Origin of the sequence: Bradyrhizobium algeriense (assembly GCF_036924595.1) — a bacterium.
Lineage (GTDB): Bacteria > Pseudomonadota > Alphaproteobacteria > Rhizobiales > Xanthobacteraceae > Bradyrhizobium > Bradyrhizobium algeriense.
On sequence record NZ_JAZHRV010000001.1, the window covers coordinates 6,803,040 to 6,823,721 of the forward strand.

General features: G+C 61.0%; 18 protein-coding genes. 11 read left to right on the forward strand and 7 right to left on the reverse strand.

Translation table 11 applies throughout. The features are described 5' to 3' along the window. Nucleotides 1-71: 71 nt before the first annotated feature. The gene (locus V1286_RS32780; RefSeq protein WP_334486961.1) at nucleotides 72-719 is read right to left on the reverse strand and encodes a J domain-containing protein; all 648 of its coding nucleotides are present in this window, start codon (nucleotides 717-719) and stop codon (nucleotides 72-74) included. 109 nt (nucleotides 720-828) lie between these two features. Here V1286_RS32780 and V1286_RS32785 point away from each other — a divergent pair, with 109 nt between their 5' ends. From V1286_RS32785 to V1286_RS32805, 5 genes are all read left to right on the forward strand, one after another. Further along, nucleotides 829-1,107, forward strand: coding sequence for a BolA family protein (locus V1286_RS32785; RefSeq protein WP_108512467.1), 279 nt, complete (start codon nucleotides 829-831; stop codon nucleotides 1,105-1,107). 227 nt (nucleotides 1,108-1,334) lie between these two features. Continuing rightward, nucleotides 1,335-1,778 carry a hypothetical protein gene (locus V1286_RS32790; protein WP_334486963.1) on the forward strand — a complete coding sequence of 148 codons (444 nt, stop codon included), beginning with the start codon at nucleotides 1,335-1,337 and terminating at the stop codon, nucleotides 1,776-1,778. A 476-nt stretch (nucleotides 1,779-2,254) separates the two neighbouring features. Further along, nucleotides 2,255-3,580: a ParA family protein gene (locus V1286_RS32795; protein ID WP_334486965.1), complete on the forward strand. Its 1,326-nt coding sequence runs from the start codon at nucleotides 2,255-2,257 to the stop codon at nucleotides 3,578-3,580. Continuing rightward, nucleotides 3,577-4,440, forward strand: a complete 864-nt coding sequence (locus tag V1286_RS32800) for a hypothetical protein (protein WP_334486967.1) — start codon at nucleotides 3,577-3,579, stop codon at nucleotides 4,438-4,440. The genes V1286_RS32795 and V1286_RS32800 overlap by 4 nt, the downstream gene beginning before the upstream one ends. Next, nucleotides 4,427-5,038 carry a hypothetical protein gene (locus V1286_RS32805; RefSeq protein ID WP_334486969.1) on the forward strand — a complete coding sequence of 204 codons (612 nt, stop codon included), beginning with the start codon at nucleotides 4,427-4,429 and terminating at the stop codon, nucleotides 5,036-5,038. The genes V1286_RS32800 and V1286_RS32805 overlap by 14 nt, the downstream gene beginning before the upstream one ends. Before the next feature lie 63 nt (nucleotides 5,039-5,101). Here V1286_RS32805 and V1286_RS32810 read toward each other — a convergent pair whose 3' ends face one another. The 3 genes from V1286_RS32810 to V1286_RS32820 form a co-directional block, all read right to left on the reverse strand. Next, nucleotides 5,102-6,454: a hemolysin family protein gene (locus V1286_RS32810; RefSeq protein WP_334486972.1), complete on the reverse strand. Its 1,353-nt coding sequence runs from the start codon at nucleotides 6,452-6,454 to the stop codon at nucleotides 5,102-5,104. Nucleotides 6,455-6,521: 67 nt separating this feature from the next. Further along, the gene (gene aroB, locus V1286_RS32815; protein WP_334486974.1) at nucleotides 6,522-7,664 is read right to left on the reverse strand and encodes a 3-dehydroquinate synthase; all 1,143 of its coding nucleotides are present in this window, start codon (nucleotides 7,662-7,664) and stop codon (nucleotides 6,522-6,524) included. After that, complete coding sequence (locus V1286_RS32820) at nucleotides 7,661-8,293, reverse strand: shikimate kinase (protein WP_334486976.1); 633 nt, start codon at nucleotides 8,291-8,293, stop codon at nucleotides 7,661-7,663. The genes aroB and V1286_RS32820 overlap by 4 nt, the downstream gene beginning before the upstream one ends. A gap of 143 nt (nucleotides 8,294-8,436) precedes the next feature. Between V1286_RS32820 and V1286_RS32825 the strand changes: the two genes are divergently transcribed. After that, on the forward strand, nucleotides 8,437-8,583 hold the full coding sequence (locus tag V1286_RS32825; protein WP_334486979.1) for a histidine kinase: 147 nt from the start codon (nucleotides 8,437-8,439) through the stop codon (nucleotides 8,581-8,583). 44 nt (nucleotides 8,584-8,627) lie between these two features. Here V1286_RS32825 and V1286_RS32830 read toward each other — a convergent pair whose 3' ends face one another. Then, nucleotides 8,628-9,203, reverse strand: a complete 576-nt coding sequence (locus V1286_RS32830; RefSeq protein WP_334486982.1) for a TetR/AcrR family transcriptional regulator — start codon at nucleotides 9,201-9,203, stop codon at nucleotides 8,628-8,630. 108 nt (nucleotides 9,204-9,311) lie between these two features. Here V1286_RS32830 and V1286_RS32835 point away from each other — a divergent pair, with 108 nt between their 5' ends. From V1286_RS32835 to V1286_RS32855, 5 genes are all read left to right on the forward strand, one after another. Further along, nucleotides 9,312-10,349 carry an SDR family oxidoreductase gene (locus V1286_RS32835; RefSeq protein ID WP_334486985.1) on the forward strand — a complete coding sequence of 346 codons (1,038 nt, stop codon included), beginning with the start codon at nucleotides 9,312-9,314 and terminating at the stop codon, nucleotides 10,347-10,349. A gap of 68 nt (nucleotides 10,350-10,417) precedes the next feature. Continuing rightward, the gene (locus tag V1286_RS32840; protein WP_334486987.1) at nucleotides 10,418-10,828 is read left to right on the forward strand and encodes a nuclear transport factor 2 family protein; all 411 of its coding nucleotides are present in this window, start codon (nucleotides 10,418-10,420) and stop codon (nucleotides 10,826-10,828) included. A 70-nt stretch (nucleotides 10,829-10,898) separates the two neighbouring features. After that, the gene (gene xerD / locus V1286_RS32845; RefSeq protein ID WP_334486989.1) at nucleotides 10,899-11,855 is read left to right on the forward strand and encodes a site-specific tyrosine recombinase XerD; all 957 of its coding nucleotides are present in this window, start codon (nucleotides 10,899-10,901) and stop codon (nucleotides 11,853-11,855) included. 198 nt (nucleotides 11,856-12,053) lie between these two features. Next, on the forward strand, nucleotides 12,054-13,016 hold the full coding sequence (locus V1286_RS32850) for an acetyl-CoA carboxylase carboxyltransferase subunit alpha (RefSeq protein WP_334486992.1): 963 nt from the start codon (nucleotides 12,054-12,056) through the stop codon (nucleotides 13,014-13,016). A gap of 283 nt (nucleotides 13,017-13,299) precedes the next feature. Continuing rightward, nucleotides 13,300-14,763, forward strand: a complete 1,464-nt coding sequence (locus tag V1286_RS32855) for a murein L,D-transpeptidase family protein (RefSeq protein WP_334486994.1) — start codon at nucleotides 13,300-13,302, stop codon at nucleotides 14,761-14,763. A 118-nt stretch (nucleotides 14,764-14,881) separates the two neighbouring features. Here the strand turns inward: V1286_RS32855 and V1286_RS32860 are convergent, their stop codons facing one another. Both V1286_RS32860 and secA read right to left on the reverse strand, forming a co-directional pair. Then, nucleotides 14,882-17,317 carry a spermidine synthase family protein gene (locus tag V1286_RS32860; RefSeq protein WP_334486997.1) on the reverse strand — a complete coding sequence of 812 codons (2,436 nt, stop codon included), beginning with the start codon at nucleotides 17,315-17,317 and terminating at the stop codon, nucleotides 14,882-14,884. Nucleotides 17,318-17,592: 275 nt separating this feature from the next. Beyond that, nucleotides 17,593-20,427, reverse strand: a complete 2,835-nt coding sequence (gene secA, locus V1286_RS32865; protein ID WP_334486999.1) for a preprotein translocase subunit SecA — start codon at nucleotides 20,425-20,427, stop codon at nucleotides 17,593-17,595. Nucleotides 20,428-20,682: the final 255 nt, after the last annotated feature.

A 20,682-nucleotide genomic window follows, 5' to 3' on the forward strand; every position in this document is an offset into this window, starting at 1 on the left:
TCCGGGACCGGTCGATAAGCGGATGAGAGAATCCCGGATTGCGCTGCGCTCCATCCGGGCTACGGAACGAATTACGCGCCGCGCACCACCGTCTTCAAATAATTATACGCCTTGATGATCTCGATCAGGCGGTCCTCGGTGGAGCGGTCGCCGCCATTGGCGTCGGGATGGTGCTGCTTGACCAGCGCCTTGTACTTCGCCTTGACCTCCTCGAGGGTGGCTTCGGCGGTGAGCCCCATCACCTGCAGCGCCTTTCGCTCGGCGTTCATCACCTTGCGGGTTTCGGCCTTGGCCTCGGCGCCCGGTCCGGGCCGCCAGCGGCCGCGGCCGTTGAGCTCGGAGAACATGCTGAAGGGATCTGAGGCGCTGTCAAAATCCTCGGCGGCCTGCTTGCCCTTCTTGCCGGCCGTGTTGGCGCCCATCTTCCAGGTCGGGCGATGGCCGGTCAGCGCATCCTTCTGGTAGCGCGCGACGGCGTCGGCATTCATGCCCTGGAAGAAATTGTAGTTCTGGTTGTATTCGCGGACGTGATTGAGACAGAAGTGAAAGTACTCCCGCGAATTCTCCCGGCCCTTGGGCGCGCGGTGCGGGCCCTTGTTCTGGCAGCCCGCCCACTCGCACATGGCGGCTTCCTCGCGCGCCTGCGCCTGCTGCTTCGCGCTCAGCTTGTTGGGCTTGATGCGAATGGAATCGAAGAATTTTGATGAATCAATTGCCATGGGTGACTTTGACTACGCAATGCCCGCGGCTTCAAGTCTTGACATTGCGAATCCCTCTCTTCGATGGCGCCATTGACGGAAAGCTGATGCAGAATTATCTGCCGTCATCATGAGCACCAAAGACGCTATCATAAACAAGTTGCGTGAAGCTTTCTTGCCGGAAAGCCTCGACGTGGCGGACGAATCTCATCTGCATGAGGGCCATGCGGGCCACCGGCCGGGCGGCGAGACGCATTTCAGGGTGTATATCGTATCTCCGGCCTTCGAAGGGAAGAGCCGGATCGAGCGCCATCGTATGGTAAATGCGACGCTTGCAGCGGAACTCAAGGGCTCCGTCCACGCGCTCGCCATCAAGGCGCAGGCGCCGGGAGAAACCGCCGGCCGGTAATTTGGCAAACCTGCCGCAAGAATATGAGCGTCCGCTGACGATGGAAATTTCGGCACACCCAGCCGAACGGTTGGTTGCGGACGCCGCCAGCTTCCTGTGAAGATCGGCCGGGACGGTAGAACCGATTTCGCAACTGTGAGACAATCACCGAAGCGGTGGATCAGGTTCCGTTCGGACGCGGGGGTCGGGCTGACCCCGATGCCGTCTCAGGTCGATGGGGTCGTCCGATGCGATATTGGGCACGCTTCAGATGGGCCGCCGCCGTGGCGCTGCTGGTTGCGGCCTCCCCAACCAGGGCGCACGCGCTGGATATGCCGAGCCCCTTTGTCCAGGAAGTGCTGATCAAGAGCATTCTGGTGACGCTCAACGATGCGGTGGCATCGGATAATTTCACGGTGCTCCACGCCAAGATTTCAAAGCCGTTCCGCGATCAGTTTCCGCCCGAGAAGCTGCGGGCCGTCTTCAAGGACCTGGTCGAGAAGCACGCCGTGTTCGACGCGATCGTCGCAAACCCGGTCATTCCGGATGAAGATGCGAAGATCGACGACAAAGGCGTGCTGCGCCTTAAAGGTCATTTCGACACGACGCCCAAAAAGGTGAAGTACCAGCTCGGCTTCATCCCCTCCGACGGTCAGTGGAAGCTCAGCGGCATCAGCATCGATATCGAATAACCGAATTGAAGCAAAGCATCAGCACTTTTGTGGTCATTGCAGCCCCCAAAGGGATGGTTCAATATGTTACGAAACTAGATCCGAGGGAAATCGATTGCCCGTAAGTTATTCTGAAGCCGCCGTCCGCCATTATGGCGACGCCGAAGAATTGGCGTCCACTCATCGATACGATGGAGCCGCACATTTAGTCGGCTTTGCAGCCGAGTGTGCCCTCAAGCATAGCATTGAAGCATTGCGTCCTCAAAACCGAGCGCCGCACGTCCACTTTCCCAGCTTGATCGAGGCGGCAAAGCGACACGTGAAGGGGCGAAACCGTCATCCCCTGTTCACGATCTTGCAAAGTCGTAACTTTATGGCGGGCTGGCGAATTGAGTATCGCTACGCATCTAATGGGACTGTGACTCCGCAACAGTATGACCTATGGCGTGCGCAAGCGCGTCGCGCGATGGGTGCAGCCCAAATTCGGGGTTAGACGAATGCCTGACCGAACGACGTATGATGATGCATTACCCAAATTCGCGGCAATCGTTGCACGCGTACTGGGAGACAAAGCCCCAATTGAGAATTTCTTCCTGCGCGATTCAAGTGGGCGACTTACTTTTGTCCATACTGAACATCTCGACCGAACTGACCGAAACAAAATCGTTCGGGAAGCGAGAGAGCTAGAACCATACGTGGAACGAGGCAGCGCCAGTGTAGCGTCTATTTCCGAGCTTTTCGATGTCGGGAATGCTGATACAGAGCCTGGATTGTTCGAGTACATACAGCACCCCGTCTACGAGGGATTTGCGCGAGTCGTCGAAAGAAGAATTGTCGGGCAGGATTGGCTCGAACGCCCACGCAACTCGATTCCAGGCACCCCTCCCATTGTGGTGTTCGGCAGTCATAAAGGAGGTGTAGGTAGATCGACTGCACTAGCAGTCGCGGCAAACTCATTGGCGCAAAACAATTATAATGTTCTTGTTTTGGACATGGATCTGGAGGCGCCCGGACTCGCTGGCTCACTACTTCCCCAGGGGGACAACGCGAAGTTCGGATCACTGGACTATTTCGTGGAGAGTGTTTTAGCCCCCGTTGACGACAGCTTTCTCGAGCAAATGGTTGCAGTAAGCGGACTTACCAAAGGAAGGGGCCGTGTGCATGTTTGTCCGGCCGTCGGAAGCATCGGTGAGACAAATGCGCAGAACGTTTTGGGTAAGATAGCGCGCGCCTATCTCGAAAGCGAAGATGAGAGAGGAAACTCTCTCAGCTTCTTGGAGAAAACACGCTCGTTAGTAGCTCGTCTCACCCAGGCAAATCGCTATGATGCAGTTTTCGTTGATGCACGAGCCGGATTGAATGAAGCAACGGCGGCAGCTTTCTTAGGATTAGGAGCCGACGTCCTCCTTTTTGGAGTCAACACACCTCAGACGTTTACAGGATACCGATACTTCTTATCCTATCTGCAACGATTCCGGCCAGAGTCTTCGGGTGAAGACGATTGGAGATTTCGTCTGCGCATGGTCCATGCCAAGGCATCGCCAGATCCAAAAAACCAGCAAAATTTCCGGACGCAATCGTTCGAACTATTTGCCGATTCAATTTACGATGAGGAGGAGGGTGTCGATGAGGCAAGCTTCAATTTCGACTACGATGACGCCACCGGCCCTCATTATGCTTGGCCCATACTTTATGATAGCAACTATTCGGAGTTCAACCCAATAGCTCAACCGGAGCAATTTTCGCGTTCGATGTATGAGCGAACATTTGGACCGTTTATCGATGCGCTTATGGATCGACTCAACTTAAGCAGATCCAAATGAACTCAATAGATCGCCGAGCTCTTAAGGCTATTCGTCAGACATTGGCCGAGTTGAACCCGGGTGATGCATCCCATCAAGCCGGAATAGCCCCGGATCCCGCAGTCATCTTTGCACCATCGTCTCACGCAAATGCATTAGACCCCGAACGCCCACTTGTAATCGGAAATCGTGGAGTCGGAAAAAGCTTTTGGTCAGCAGTCCTGGTTCACCCGGAAACGAGATTGCAAATCTCTAAAATCTATGGGCGCCTACGACTTCAAACTGTCGAAGCAGTGCTAGGCTTTTATGAAGATGCCGGGAAGGATGAAGGGCCCGCACCTTCTCCAGTATTGCTAAAACAACTTTTAGGCGTTGCCGAGCAACCAGAGGACATTTGGCGCGCCGTGCTCCTAAAGGCGCTGGCGCAAAAGTTTGACTTTCAAATTCCACGTTCGTTGCGCGAGTTGGTCATATGGACGACAGCAAATGTCGAGCAATCCGAGCAGTTCTTGCGTAAAGCTGACCGCGAGATCCAATCGTCCGGCTCAATCTTCCTAATAGTCTTTGACGCACTGGACCGCCTTGGTCGCGATTGGAGTACGATCTCGCATCTCTCGGAAGGGTTGCTCCGCTTTGCGCTGGAAGTCCGAGGATTTAAGGCGATTCGTGCAAAGATATTTATGCGAACTGACCAAGCCAATGACGACGATCTGTTTCGATTCGCCGACGCATCAAAGATCAGAGCAGATGCTGTAAAGCTCGTTTGGCAGCGAACGGAACTATTTGGGCTCCTCTACCAACAACTGCTCGCAAATAAAACCGCCAGTGATGCTCTGGTAGAGATCGGCCCTAGCTTCGGCCGTCTTGATGTACTGGCGTGATCTGCTGGAGGATGAGATAATCCAAGAGAAGCTCTTTTACCTCGTTGCGGGCGAATTTATGGGTGCGAGCGCTAAACGCGGAAGAACCTATTCTTGGCTCTTCGATCACTTGGCTGACGCTTTTGGTGAGACTAGTCCAAGGAGTTTTCTTACTGCCCTGCAAAGAGCTGCGAGCCACGGACCCCCGCCAGCCGACACGGCAATAGACCATAACGGAATTCGGGCAGGGGTGCAGGTAGCCTCGGAAATTCGTGTGGCGCAACTAAAAGAAGATTACGATTGGATTACGGAAGTTTTGCAAGCGCTAGAGGGTCTGGAAGTGCCCTGTGACCCAGCGGCGTTTAAAGGCCGTTGGAAGGAACGACTTACCGTCGAGAGAATTGAAGACGAGTCCGGGTCAGCCAACAAGCTGCTGCCTCTCGAGCTAGAACGACGGAAGTCGGATCCCGAAGGATCGCTACTCGTCGCACTCAGTAACATTGGGGTCGTTGAATTTCGCAACGAGACCCGGATCAATATGCCGGACATTTTTCGAGTTGCCGCAGGCATAAAGCGCCGCGGCGGAATCCGACCACCTGACGTAAATCGTCGTCGTTGATTGGTGGATTTATAGCGTCACCAGTTAGGAGCGATCTCGGCAAATATCCTAAGCACGAAACGCTCAGAACGCCGTCCCCGCCCGCTTCGGCTTCGGATCCTCGCCCTCAGCTTCGCGCGGTACCGGCGCGATCTTGAGCGCCGTGATGCGGTTGCGCTCACGGCGCAGCACGCGGAAGCGGAAGCCGTGGAAGGTAAAACTCTGGCCGCGCTCGGGGATCGAGCGCGCTTCGTGAATCACGAGGCCGGCGACGGTTGTTGCCTCTTCGTCCGGCAGATGCCAGTTCATGGCGCGGTTGAGATCGCGGATCGGCACCGAGCCGTCGACCACCACGGAGCCGTCGCTCTGGGCGCGGACGCCGGCCACCACGACGTCGTGCTCATCGGAAATATCGCCGACGATTTCTTCCAGAATGTCTTCCAGCGTCACCATGCCCTCGACTTCGCCATACTCGTCGACGACGAGCGCGAAGTGGGTCTTGCGGCGGCGGAACGCCTTCAATTGTTCTGACAAAGGCCGCATCTCCGGCACGAACCACGGCGGCAGCATGATGGCCGAAACGTCGATGTGGGAGGTGTCGCCTTCGGAAGCCCGGAGCGCGCGCAGCAGATCCTTGGCGTGCAGCACGCCGATGATGTTCTCCGGCTTGTCGCGCCACAAGGGTATGCGGGTGTATTCGGTGGCCAGCACCTCGCCGACCAGTTCGTCCGGCGGCAGATCGGCATTGATCATCACCATCGCGGTGCGATGAACCATGACGTCGGACACGGCCAGGTCGCCAAAGCGGAAGACATTTTGAATGTATTCGGCTTCACCGCTTTCGATCCCGCCGTGCTCGGCCGATTCTTCCACCAGCCCCTCGATCTCGGAGTCGGTAAGAATTTCGTGCTGCGAGGATTCCTGCACGCCGAGCAGGCGCAGAATCCCGCGTGAGGCGCTGTTAAGCAGCCAGTTCAGCGGCCAGAAGACCAGATAGGACAGATGAAGCGGATAGGCGATCCATTGCGAGACCGGCATCGGCTCCCGGATCGCGAGCGTCTTTGGCACCTGCTCGCCGATCACGATATGCAGCGAGGAGAACACCAGGAACCCGGCGAGGAACGATACGAAGTGCAGGGTACGTTCCGACATGCCGAGCGGAATCAGCAACGGCTCGAGCAGCGCCGAGACGGTGGGTTCGCCGACCCAGCCGAGCCCCAGCGAGGCCATGGTGATGCCGAGCTGGCAGCAGGCGAGATAGGCCTCGATGTTGCCCATCATGCCTTGCAGCAGGCGCGCGCCGAAGCGATCCTGCTCGACCATCGCCCGGATGCGAAAGCCGCGGCTCTTGACCAGCGCAAACTCGGCGGCCACGTAGAATGCGTTCGCCGCGAGCAGCAGGGTCGCGAGCAGCAGATTGAACGCGGTCGAACTCATGTATGCCTCGTGGCGGTCCCGGCCCCGCGCGACGCCGGCGTCAGGCTGCGTCCCGACAATCCCGTTCTCATCCCGACAACTTCTGTTGCAGGAAATCGCGCACCAGCGCCGGCTCGACGTCGTTTGCGACCACCGCGCGGCCAACCGCCTGCAGCAGGATGAATGTGAGCTTGCCGCGCTTGACCTTCTTGTCCTGCGCCATCAGCGCCATCAGGGCGTCGGCGTCCTTCAGCCCCTCCTGGGCGAAGCCCGCGATGTCCTGCAAATGGGTCGGCAGGCCAACCGAAGCAAGATGGCGCTCGACGCGGGCGGCATCGGCCTCGGAGATCATGCCGAGTTTGGCGGAAAATTCCGCCGCCAGCACCATCCCGACGGAGACGCCTTCGCCGTGGAACAGGCGATCGGAAAAGCCGGTCGCCGCCTCCAGCGCATGGCCGAACGTGTGGCCGAGATTGAGCAGCGCGCGCTCGCCGTTCTCGCGCTCGTCGCGGGAGACGATCGCAGCCTTGGCGCGGCAGGAGGTCGCAATCGCGTGCTCGCGCGCCGCGCCGCCGGAGAAGATGTCGGCGTGGTTGGCTTCGAGCCAGCTGAAAAAGGCTTCATCGCCGAGCACGCCATATTTTGCGACTTCGGCGTAGCCGGCGCGGAACTGGCGCAGCGACAGCGTATCCAAAACCGACGTATCGGCGATGACAAGCACCGGCTGATGAAACGCGCCGAGCAGGTTCTTGCCCTGCGGCGAGTTGATGCCGGTCTTGCCTCCGACCGAGGAATCTACCTGGGCCAACAGCGAGGTCGGCACCTGCACGAAATCGACGCCACGGCGCAGAATCGCCGCCGCGAAGCCGGCGAGATCGCCAACCACGCCGCCGCCGAGCGCGATCACCAGATCGTTGCGCTCGATCCTGGCCGCAATCAGCGCCTCAGAGACCTTTTCGAGACCGGCATAGGTCTTCGACACCTCGCCTTCCTCGACGATGACGCGTGACGTCTGGATGCCGGCTTCCGCCAGCGAACGCTCGGTTGGCTCCAGCCAGTGCTTGGCCACGGTGCGGTCGGTAACGATGGCGGTCCGCACACCGGGGCGCAGCGCGGCGACACGCGCGCCGAGCGAGGCCAGCACGCCGCGGCCGATGACGATGTCGTAGGCACGCTCGCCGAGGGCGACGTCGACCGTGATATCGGCGGAATGTTTCAGTGGCGCAGTCATGGCGTAACGCTGATCCCGTCGGTTGTCGGCTGGGCAGAAGGGCTGCCTACGCACAGCCGGGCGCGCAGGGCATCGATACATTCGTCGACGATACGGTCGTGCGGCACATCGCGCGACAGGATGATCAGGTCGGCCGTCCGATAGACCGGCTCGCGCGCCTCGAGCAGACGGCTGACGGTCGCAGTCGGATCCTCGGTCTGCAGCAGCGGCCGGTCGGCGCGGCGCCTGACGCGCTTCATGATGATTTCGACATCCGCTTGGAGCCAGATCGAGATGGCTTTGTCGCGGATGCGGTTGCGGGTCTCCTCGCGCATGAAGGCACCGCCGCCGGTGGCGATCACGGCCGGGCCGCTGTCGAGCAGCCGCGCGATCACCCGCGCCTCACCGTCACGGAAATGCGGCTCGCCATGGGTTTCGAAAATGTCCGGGATCGACATCCCGGCCGCCGCCTCGATCTCGATATCGGCGTCGAGAAACGGCAGCCGCAGCCGGGCCGCCAGCCGCCGGCCGATGGTGGACTTGCCGGCGCCCATCATGCCGACCAGCACGACCGAGCGCCTTCCCAGCGCCGACGTGATGTCGGCCTCCTGGGGGGTGGTCGCTGGTGCCGGTGCGGCGGTCTCGGACATCAAAAACTCGGTCGTTTTGCGGGATTTGCCCGCGGCTGCGACACCTATACTACCCCCATTGACGCCCCCGCCAGAGACTCTTGCCATGGGGATGGGAACATGATGGATGATTTCATTGGTTAATTCGCCGCCCTGAGCCCCCTATGCCCAGTTTGTTCCGCTTTCTGACGGTCGTCGGCATCATCGCCGGGGTGATCTATGGCGTGATTTTTTCGCTGGCGAATTTCGTCACCCCAAAGTCCCGGGAAATGACGGTCACCATCCCCGCGGACAAGTTCCTCAAGAGGTAAGCGCCGCGGCGATTTCCGCGGTCAGCCTTTCGGCATGTTCCGGTCTATAACGCTGCGCGCAGCAAGCGCATGAAAAGTCGCGTGCCCTCATCCAGGCTCTGGCCAGCGTCCTTCGCATCTTTGATGCCCTCTATCGCCGCGACGATCATGCCGGCCACGTCGGCAGGCTTGGCCTTGAGAAGCTGCAAGGAAATGGCGCCACTTGCGTCTGCATCAGACAGAGCTTGTGCGAGCAGAGCCACCAGCTTGGCCCGTGCCCCAAGGGTAATGTCCCTGGCCAACGTCATGTTGACGTCGAACAGCTCGGCCGCGTCGGCGCTGCCGGCGAACGGCGCAACCAGTTCTCGCTGGAAAGCCGCGAGCGCCGACTCGATCCGGCTGAAAACGTCGCCATCGGCCGCGAGCGCCGCCTCGACGTTCTGCATGGTACGGGCATGCGCACGCGCAGACCCTGCCCGGAACAGCTCCTCCTTGCTGCTGAAGCTTAGATAAAGCGCCGCGCGCGACATGCGTGCCGCACGCGCGATGTCGGCCATCGAAGTCTTGCGAAAACCGTGACGCACGAAAACCGGCAACGCCGCGTCGAGAATAGCCTCGGACTTCTGGTCAGCTTGCTCCATCTGGGCACTCTGACAGTTTTCGTCCAATTCGTCAAAAACAACTAGACAATAATTGTCCAAATGTCTAACGAGGCGCGGCCGGCACTTCCGCAGGCCGAGGAGTTGATAATGCCTTCCACATTGAACGACCCAGCGCCTGTCACTGTTCTCGTCACGGGTATCGGCGGATTCCTCGGCGGACATATCGCCAAGCAATTGCTGGCAGCCGGCTATCGCGTTCGAGGCAGTGTGCGCAGCATCGGCGTTTGCGACAGGATCAGGCGCCAGCTTGGTCCCGTTACGGCGACCGAGGCGCTTAGCTTTGTCGAGGCGGACCTTTGCTCCGATGCCGGATGGGATGTCGCGCTCAGGGAATGCCGCTACGTCATTCACACGGCCTCGCCTTTTCCGGCGACCTTGCCAAAGGACGCGAACGTAATGATCCGAACCGCGCGGGACGGCACGCTTCGTGTGCTGCGCGCTGCCCACCAAGCCGGCGTAGCGCGCGTGGTGCTGACATCGTCGATCGCGGCCACCAATCATGGCAACGGGCAGGCCCCCTTCACCGAGAACGACTGGACGGATCCGGCCAGCGCCCGGGCGACGCCCTACTACCGGTCGAAAACGCTGGCCGAGCAGGCAGCCTGGACCCTTGCGAAGGAAACCGGACTTGATCTGGCTGTCATCAATCCCGCCACCATCTTTGGGCCGCTGCTCGGCCCGGAACACGGCACGTCGGTGGGGCTGATCAGGCAAATGATGAGCGGCCAGCTCCGGCGTGTTCCGCGCTTCGGCTTTTCGGTTGTCGATGTGCGAGACGCAGCCGACGCCCATGTCCGGGCAATGACGCACCCGGACGCGTCCGGCCAGCGCTTCATCGTCGGCGGGCGGTTCTTCTGGTTGAGAGAATTGGCCGCAGTGCTGGCAAAGTCGTTTCCGGCGCACGCTGCGCATTTGCCGTCAGGCGAAGTGCCGGACTGGATGGTGAGGGCGATGGCCCCCTTCAGCGCGCGTTCGCGCATGATCGTTCACGAGCTCAATCGCGACCTGAGCGTAAGCGCCGCCAAGGCGCAGCGGGTCCTGAGCTGGAAAGCGCGGCCCGACGAGGATTGCATCCGCGCCACCGCGCACAGCCTGATCGACCACGGTCTCATCGCGGCAGCCTAGATCGGCGGCTGCAGCCCGGTCCCCCACGATAGCCCTTTCACGAATCACACGATCGAGGAGAACACGTAATGTCCACATATACGGCCGATCAGGACCCATCGCCCGAAGCCGAATTCATCCGCGACACCGAGCGCACCCGACTTCGCGCGCTGGTCGAAGGCGACATGGAGACGGCCGGGCGACTTCATGCGACCGAGTTCCAGTTGATTACGCCGATCGGAATGGCCTTGTCCAAGAACGATTATCTGGGAGCGATTGCGAGTGGGCAGATCAAATATCTGGCTTGGGAGCCTGGACCCATCGCCGTGCGATATCACCACAGCCACGCGGTGATCCGGTATCGCGCCAGGCTCGAAGTGGCCTTCGGCGGCCACAGGGTCGCGCCAGCTGATTACTGGCACACCGACACCTACGAACATCGCGATGGAGAATGGGTGGTGGTTTGGTCGCAGGCCACCGCGATCAGCCCGATGCCGTAGCTTCCCTGCAATCTCCAATCGCGTGTTTGAAAAGTCTCCGTCCCGCCCCGATCATGCGCTATCAAAGCGAATGCGCACCACACCTTCAGATGCGAAACTGACCAACCTGTTCCTCGACATGCTCGCGGCGGAACAGGGCGCGGGCGACAACACGCTCGACGCCTACCGCCGCGACCTCACGGATTTTTCCGAATTTCTCGGCCGCAAGGGACAAAATTTTGCCGGCGCCGGGACGGATGCGCTGCGGGACTACCTCGCCGACCTCGACACCCGCGGCTTCAAGTCCTCCAGCGTGGCGCGCCGGCTGTCGGCGATGCGGCATCTGTTCCGCTTCCTCCTGAACGAGCGCATCCGTAGCGACGATCCGGCGGCGATCCTGTCCGGCCCGAAGCGTGGCCGGGGCTTGCCGAAGGTGCTGTCGATCGCGGATGTCGACCGCATGCTGACGCGGGCCAAGGAATTGACGCTAGGCCAGAACGCTTCGCCGCAGCAGCGGCTGCGCGCGATGCGGCTGTATTGCCTGCTGGAGGTGCTCTACGCCACCGGCCTACGCGTCTCGGAACTGGTGGCGCTGCCGCTGTCGGCCTCGCGGCGCGACGCCCGCATGATCGTGGTGCGCGGCAAGGGCAACAAGGAACGGCTGGTGCCGCTCAACGAAGCGTCGCGGCAGGCGATGGCCGACTATCTCGCCGCGATGGAAGCGCTCAAGCCCGAGAACAAGAAAAACGCGCCCAGCTCGAAATGGCTGTTTCCCTCCTTCGGCGAGAGCGGCCATCTGACGCGGCAGCATTTTGCGCGCGACCTGAAGGAACTGGCGGCGGCCTCGGGCCTCGCGCCGCGGCTGGTCTCCCCGCACGTGCTGCGCCACGCCTTTGCCAGCCACCTGCTGCATAACGGCGCGGACCTGCGCATCGTGCAGACGCTGCTCGGCCATACCGACATCTCCACCACACAGATATACACCCACGTGGTCGAGGAGCGGCTGAAAAGCCTGGTGCGCGACCTGCATCCGCTGGCGGAGAAGTAAACTTCGTCGCACGCCACGCCTTGACTTCCGAGCGATCTCCCCCGAAACAGCCGTCCCGCCCGCGGCCTTGTTTGGCGCGCTTTCGGCAACCCGGGGTCACCTGGGCCGAATGCACGCTAAATCATTGAAGATGCGTGCTTTCCTTAAGCGAATCGAAACCGCTTCGCCTCAAAGCACGTTGTTACCTATATTGTTTCGATGCCGGATCAGATGCGCAGCTATCTCGACTTTGAAAAACCAGTCGCCGAACTAGAGGCCAAGGTCGATGAACTGCGTGCGCTGGCGGCGTCCGGCAGCGACATCGGCGACGAAATCGCGCGCATAGAGGACAAGGCGCAGCAGGCGCTGAGCGACCTCTACGCCAATTTGACGCCATGGCAGAAGACGCTGGTGGCGCGCCATCCGCAGCGCCCGCATTTCACCGATTTCGTCAACGCGCTGATGACGGAATTCACGCCGATGGCCGGCGACCGCAAATTCGCCGAGGACGAGGCGCTGGTGGGCGGCTTCGGCCGCTTTCGCGGCGAGAGCATCTGCGTGGTCGGCCAGGAAAAGGGCGCCACCACCGACGGCCGCATCAAGCACAATTTCGGCATGGCTCGCCCGGAAGGCTATCGCAAGGCCGTCCGGCTGATGGAGATGGCCGATCGTTTCGGCATTCCGGTGCTGTCGATCGTCGATTCCGCCGGCGCCTATCCCGGCATCGGCGCCGAGGAGCGCGGCGTGGCGGAAGCGATCGCACGCTCGACCGACACATGCCTCTCGCTCGGCGTCCCCAATATCGCGATCATCACCGGCGAGGGCATGTCGGGCGGCGCCATCGCCATCACCACCGCGAACAAGGTGCTGATGTTCGAACACGCGATCTACAGCGTGATCTCCCCGGAGGCGGCCTCCTCGATCCTGTGGCGCGACGGCACCAAGGCCCAGGAAGTCGCCAACGGCATGAAGATCACCGCCCAGGACATGCTGCGATTCGGCGTGATCGACCAGATCCTGAAAGAACCCTCCGGCGGCGCCCACCGCGATTCCGTTGCCATGATCTCGGCCACGGGCGATGCGATCGCCGAGGCCTTCAACGACCTACGCAATCTGGACGCGGACGGCATCCGCCGGCAGCGACGGCAGAAATTCCTCGATATCGGCCGCAAGCTCGGCTGATTGCCCCTTACCCCCTGGATGGGGTCGGCCGGCCCGGCATATCCCCATTCGTTAACGCCGCCTTAAAGGTGCTTTATTTCGTCGGATCACTTGATTCGGCCCTAATTAGGCCCAGACCCAGTCTTTAAACTCTATTGACCATGCTTGGCCGTGGAAGCGGCTGGCGCATCGCGTTCGGGTTGCGGCGCGGAAGGTCAAAGGGTACTATTTTATGCATTGGCTTCAGGGCATGTTCGCTGTGATTTGGGGTGCGAAAATGCCCGGTGGGTGTGGAGCTTAGCCTTTGATTAACCGCTCGCTGGTTCGCGCGCTCGTCACGTCGGCTGCCCTCGCGGGCGCAGGCGCACTGCTGGGCAGTTGCAACGGCGACGACATCTCACTGGCCAACAACGCCAAGGCCAACCAGCCAGTCCCGCCAAAACTGATCGCCGACATGACGGCGAAAGACATGGACCTGCAGTCGCCGATCCTGGTTCGCCTGTTCAAACAGGAAGCCGAACTCGAGATCTGGAAGCAGGACCGCTCCGGCCGTTTCGCGCTGCTGAAAACCTATCCGATCTGCCGCTGGTCGGGCGATCTCGGACCCAAGGTCCGCGAGGGCGACCGCCAGGCGCCGGAAGGCTTCTATGCGATTTCACCGGCGCAGATGAACCCGCAGTCGGCCTATTACCTCTCCTTCAACACCGGCTATCCGAACGCGTTCGACAAAGCGCTGGGGCGGACCGGCTCGCAGCTGATGGTGCATGGCGACTGCTCATCGCGCGGCTGCTACGCGATGACCGACGAGCAGATCGCGGAAATCTATTCGCTGGGCCGCGAATCCTTCTTCGGCGGCCAGAAATCGTTCCAGCTGCAGGCCTATCCGTTCAAGATGACGCCGATGAACATGGCGAAGCATCGCAACAATCCGAACATGCCGTTCTGGAAGATGATCAAGGAAGGCAATGATCATTTCGAGGTGACGAAGCAGGAGCCGAAGGTCGATTTCTGCGAGAAGAAATACGTGTTCGATGCCGCCAAGCCGCCGAACGCCACGCGCGACCTGGTATTCGACGCTTCGGCCAAGTGCCCGGCCTATGTGATTCCCGACGAGGTCGCTGACGCCGTCCGCGAAAAGCAGGCGACCGACCTTGCCGAAACCGCGCGGCTGATCGCAAAGGGAACGCCGGTCGCCCGGGCCAACACCGGCATCGACGGCGGCATGCACCGGGTGTTCGCCGCCCGTGTGCCTGAAGCCAGCACCGGCCTTTCAGAGCCCGGCGACGGCTCAAGCCTGTCGCTGATGGCGCGCGCTCCCGGCACCGTTCCCTCCCACGTCAATCCGCCCAAGGCGCCCTCCGATAATCTGCTGATGGGTACGCCGGAACCGCCGAAGCTTGCCGCAGCCCCGGCTCCCACCCCTGCCGCGGCACCAACGCGCGTCGCCAATGCGGCGCCGCCGGCCCAGAATGACGGGTTCTTCTCCAATCTTGCTCGCAAGGTCGGTATCGGCGGCGCGGCTGACGCTACCGCAAGCACGCCGCCTTCGAAGCCGAAGGTCGAGGCCAAGCAAACCGCGCCCCGTCCCGAGGCGGCGGCGCCGAAGACCACGGCGCCAAAGCATGACAGCAAACAGGCCGCCGCCCGGCCGCCGCTAAGATCGTCGGTGTCCGACACCCCGGCCTCCGCCAAGGACAATCAGGTCGCCGGTTCCGCACCGATCGTGCCGCCGAACTCGTTCGACAGCCGCTTCGGCGCGGTGAAGTAACGGCTTCACTTGCTGCCACGGCCAAAGCCGCCGCATGCCCCGCGAACGCAAACGCAACTTTCCGAATTCCCCGACAGTCTTTATCGCAACGACGCCCGCGGCGCAGAGCGCGGTCGAGTCATGAAGCCGCTTCGTCCTGCGGCACGAGGCCGACGCCGGTGACGGGCTTCGTTGCGAGCGTGACGATGGGGTCGGCCCGGCGGCTTGCGGCGATCGCGATGGCGCAGACCACATAGAAGCACGCGCCGAGCGCATAGGTCTTGGCGATACCGAACTGGATCGACAAGGCCATACCCAGCACCGACGCCAGCATCGACGTAACCCCGTTGGTGCTCCAGAAGAACGGCAACAGCGCTTCTTGACGGCGCCAGATACTGAGGCCGAGCGGAAACATCATCCCCATGCAGAACGCCGGAGGTGCCAGCAGCAGGACTGAAACCAGAATGCGCATGTCGGTTGGTTGCGACCGCGTCCAGGTGGTAACCAGCGGCGTTAGCAGCCCGGCTGCCACGATCGTGATCAGGAGGACTGCAAACCTCCAGACAATGGCGCGTGGCCGAGGGGTATCCGCGCCGACTGTGGCACTGCCGATACCGCTGAAGAGAAGAATCGTAAAGAGCACCACGCTCAGCCCGTAGACGGGATGGCCGAGGAAGACCATCAGGCGCTGCATTTGCGATATCTCGATCAGCATGAAACCCATCCCGATCGCACTGAAATAGGCCATTGGCGGCGCCAGCGTCGATAACGGCATCCGCCTCGCAAGACCGAGGAAGGGCAGAACGATGTAGTATCCGCAGGCAAGGAGCGCGACGATGATCAGCAAGCCGGTCATGCTGACCGCAACATTGTTGTTCATTCCTCCCCATGGATACATGTTCGTCAGATCGCCGAGGCGCGACGTGAAGAAGAAGAACGGCTTGTCATCCGTCGATGGAGCGATGTTCTCCGGCAAAGAATCGAAGAATGCTGCGTCCGCCTTGTCGGACAACAACGTCGAGGTGACGGCATCAAAGGCGACATCCGGCCCCAGGAATATCTTGAATCCCTGCGCCTGGAGCCTTCCGCGTGCCTCCTGCCATTGCGCATCGGTGAACGCGTCGGGCCGCGTAATGACCGTTACGATGTTGCCCACGTTCAGCGCGACCACATGATGCCGGAGCTCGGCGGCCGGCACGCCCTTGCGCTGCAAGGCGCTGGCCGCGATCGCAATCAGCCGGTAGAATTCGCCGCGGTGCTTGTCCCCGTCGTACCAGCGCGAAACCGACAGCAGCCCGCCAGGCTTCAGTGCGCGGTAGAAATCATCCCACGCTTCGACGGTATAGAGACGGTTTTCCGTGAGCGTCAGACCACCTGCCGCCGTCGCCGCCCAGGTGTCGATCAGTGAAATCTGGACCAGGTCGTACCGCTCGGACGAGTGATTGATATAGCTTCGCGCTTCGGCATTGACCAGGGAAACGCCGGGCTGGCGCTCGAGATGGCCGGCGAAATCGGCGAATTTTTCGGTGAGCACCTCAAAGATCGCCGGATTGATCTCAATGCCGCGTATCTGCTTGGCGCCGAAAACCAGACCGGAAAGGATGTCGCGGCCGCCACCAACGCCAACGACCGCGACGTCGGCGGCGGGCTGTACGAGGTAGGCGGCATTGATGACGTCATCTTTCAGGTAGCTGAGTTTGCCAACGTCGCCATCGTACCTGGTGATGACCGTGCCTGCATCGGCATCGATATCGATATAATGCTGGTCAACCCTGACCTCGGACGGGCGGGCCAGTCCCCAGCCGAACGGGGCTTTCCCGGCCCACTCCCGCACCCGTACCCGCGAATAGGTATTCCAGCGCTCGAACAGCGTGCCGGCCTGCTCCTCACCCTTGGCCCAGAACACACCGAGGTGGCTCTTTCCGGTCAGGTCAAGGCCGGTATGCACTGTGGCCGCAACGGCCATTGCCAGTGCGATAGCGCCGCTCAAGCGAAGGCTGCGGACCTCATCGCTGTTCCGGATGACAATCCAGCCCACGCCGGCAGAGAGGGCTGCGATCCATAACGTGGCACTGACGGGATCGATCACCAGCAGCAGGAAGATCACGCCGAGACATCCAACTGCGGCCCCCACAAGATCGGCTGCGTAGAGCCATCCGCCGCTATATGGCAAACGGGTCAGCAAGAGCGTTATGCAGACGCCGCCTTCGGTGAAAGGCCACACGAAGGCGATGATCGCCAGCGCAAGGACGATCGCCACGGCTTCACCGGACACCAGGAGCGGCAAGCACAACAGCCCGACCATTGCGCCAACACTGCCGAGTGCGAACCACGATGCGTGGCGCGCGAATTCGACGCCAACCCGTTCGGACGTATAGCGTTCGGGCTTGCCGTAGACCTCCATCGCTCCGCGGGTCAGCCCGAGCATGGCCAGTGAAATGGCGGCGAACGCGAAATGATAATAGAGCATAACGCTGAAGAAGCGCGTTATCAGTATCTGGTAGGAAAGCGTCGCCGACGCCAGCACGAAGATCGCCAAATAATAGCGGCCGTGAATCTTGGATATGGATTGCAAGACGCTGCCCTCTGATGGAGCCCCAGAACGGGTTCTATAGGTGCGCTTGGCAAACTCGCGCAACGCGCCATCGAGAAATTAGACACAACCTCCTAACAACCCGTTGAAATGCCCGCAAAGATTGATGATTTGCAAGCACTCTCCGTTACTTTAGTCCCAGGTTGCAGGGCCGGCGCACGGTATCCCGCCCTCAAGGGCGAGTTCAGCCGTCCAGAAAGGTGCGAGCCAGCAGTCGCTGGCTTAACGGCCTCGCCAACCGATGCCTCAGCTCAAGCTCACCCGTATTTGCCGTGGCAGTGCTTGTACTTCTTGCCGCTGCCGCAGGGGCAATCCTCGTTGCGGCCGACCTTGCCCCAGCTTGCAGGGTTTTTCGGATCGCGATCGGCGGCAATGGCCTCGGGTACCAGCGAGGCGTTGGCGAAGGCCATCTCGTCTTCGCCGGTATTCGGATCGAATTTGTGCGGCTCCATCGCCGGCAGCGGTTGCTGCTCTTCCGGCGGCACGATCTCGACGCGCATCAATTGCGCCGTCACCGCCTCGCGCAGATGCGCGGTCATCGCCTCATACAGGCCGAAGGCTTCCGACTTGTATTCCTGCAACGGATCGCGCTGGCCGTAGCCGCGCAGGCCGATCACCTGACGCAGATGATCGAGCATGATCAGGTGCTCGCGCCAGAGGTGATCCAGCGTCTGCAGCAGGATGGTCTTCTCGACGTAGCGCATCACGTCGGGGCCCCATTGCGCGACCTTGGCCGCCATGTGCTCGTCGACGCGCTGCTCGATCCGCGTCAGCAATTCCTCGTCGGCAATACCCTCTTCCTTGGCCCATTCGTCGACCGGCAGGTCGACGTCGAGCACGCGCTTCAGTTCTTCCTTGAGGCCCGCGACATCCCACTGCTCGGCATAGGCGTGTTCCGGCACATGCTTGACGACGATGTCGTCGATGAAGTCATGACGCATGTCCGCGACCATTTCGGCCACGCTGTCGCTCTTCATCAGCTCCACGCGCTGCTCGAAGATCACCTTGCGCTGGTCGTTCTGGACGTTGTCGAACTTCAGCAGGTTTTTGCGGATGTCGAAGTTGCGGGCTTCGACCTTCTGCTGCGCCTTTTCCAGCGCCTTGTTGATCCAGGGATGGATGATGGCCTCGCCCTCTTGCAGGCCGAGCCGCTGCAGCATGCTGTCGAGCCGGTCGGAGCCGAAGATCCGCATCAGATCGTCTTCCAGCGACAGGAAGAATTTTGAGCGTCCCGGATCGCCCTGGCGGCCGGAACGGCCGCGCAACTGGTTGTCGATGCGGCGGGATTCATGCCGCTCCGAGCCCATGATGTAGAGCCCACCCGGCTTGGTGATGGTCTTGGCCGGCTTATTGCCCTTGGCAGGCTCGACCTCGACCACGTCCTCGGCCTTCAGCACGATCTCGCGGAAGCGTTCGATGTCGGCCTTGATCTGTTCGATCTTTTTGGCCTTCTCGGCCTCGTCGGTAATGTCAGCGGTCTCCTGCTGGATCCGCATATCGAGCGAACCGCCGAGCTTGATGTCGGTACCGCGGCCGGCCATGTTGGTCGCGATCGTGATCGCGCCGGGAACGCCGGCTTCGGCGACGATGTAGGCTTCCTGTTCGTGGAAGCGCGCATTCAAAACCGCAAACAGCTTTGCAGGCTTGCCCGCACGCGCCGCGGCGTAGAGCTTCTCCATTCCGGACTGCGAACCGAAATCGATCTGCTTGTAGCCGTGCTTCTTCAAATAATCGGCCAGCACTTCCGACTTTTCGATCGAGGCGGTGCCGACCAGCACCGGCTGCAGCCGCTTGTTGGCGCGTTCAATCTCGGCCAGGATCGCGGCGTATTTCTCGTTCTGGGTGCGGTAGACCTCATCGTCCTCGTCGAGACGCGCCACCGCTACGTTGGTCGGGATTTCCACGACCTCGAGCTTGTAGATGTCGAACAGTTCGTCGGCTTCGGTCAGCGCCGTACCGGTCATGCCGGCGAGCTTTTGGTACATCCGGAAATAGTTCTGGAAGGTGATCGAGGCCAGCGTCTGGTTTTCCGGCTGGACCTGGACGTGTTCCTTGGCTTCCAGCGCCTGGTGCAGGCCTTCGGAATAGCGGCGGCCCTGCATCATGCGGCCGGTGAACTCGTCGATGATGATGACTTCGCCGTCGCGGACGATGTAGTCCTTGTCGCGGTTGAACAGCGTATGCGCCCGCAGGGCCTGGTTGACGTGGTGGACCACGGAGACGTTTTCGACGTCGTAGAGCGATTCGCCCTTGAGCTGGCCGGCATCGCGAAGCAGATTTTCGAGCTTCTCCATGCCGCCTTCGGTAAGCGTCACCGTGCGCTGCTTCTCGTCGACCTCGTAATCCGTCTTGTCGAGCTTGGGGAAGAAGGTGTCGATGGTGTTGTAGAAATCCGAGCGGTCGTCGAGCGGGCCGGAGATGATCAGCGGCGTGCGCGCCTCGTCGATCAGGATCGAGTCGACTTCGTCGACGATGGCGTAGAAGTGGCTGCGCTGGACCATGTCCTCGAGCCGGTACTTCATGTTGTCGCGCAGATAGTCGAAACCGTATTCGTTGTTGGTGCCGTAGGTGATGTCGCGCGAATAGGCTTCCTTGCGCTCGGCATCGTCGAGACCGTGGACGATCACGCCGACGGTCAGTCCGAGGAACTGGTAGATCTGGCCCATCCATTCAGAGTCGCGACGTGCGAGGTAGTCGTTGACGGTGACGACATGGACGCCCTTGCCGGCCAGCGCGTTGAGATAGACCGCCAGCGTTGCCACCAGCGTCTTGCCTTCGCCGGTCTTCATCTCGGCGATGTCGCCCTCATGCAGCACCATGCCGCCGATCAGCTGGACGTCGAAATGCCGCTGGCCGAGGGTGCGCTTGGCGGCCTCGCGCACGGTGGCGAAGGCCGGAACCAGGAGGTCATCGAGCGTCTTGCCGTCGGCAAGCTGCTGGCGGAACTCGGCGGTGCGCGCTTTCAGCGCCTCGTCCGACAGCGCGGCAAGCTCGGGCTCAAGCGCGTTGATGTCGTTGACGCGGGACTGATACCCCTTCACCCGCCGGTCGTTGGCGGAGCCGAAAAACTTGCGGGCGAGCGCGCCGATCATGCCAATTCCTGCCTTTGCCGTTACTTGCGTTGCAAGCCGTGACGTGGTCCACCAAGTTGCTTATCAACTCACCGTGACGCATCGCGGCAAATACCCCGTTCCGGGGCATCATCCGCCTAATGAGTGGGAATTAAGCAATCCAAGGTTCAACGGCAAAAAACGCAGCAAAATAAGCGCTATCGCCGCCGTACGATCCGGCACAGATATGGCTGGGTTGGGGCCTTGTCAACGTGGGTCCATCTGTCAAGGAATTCA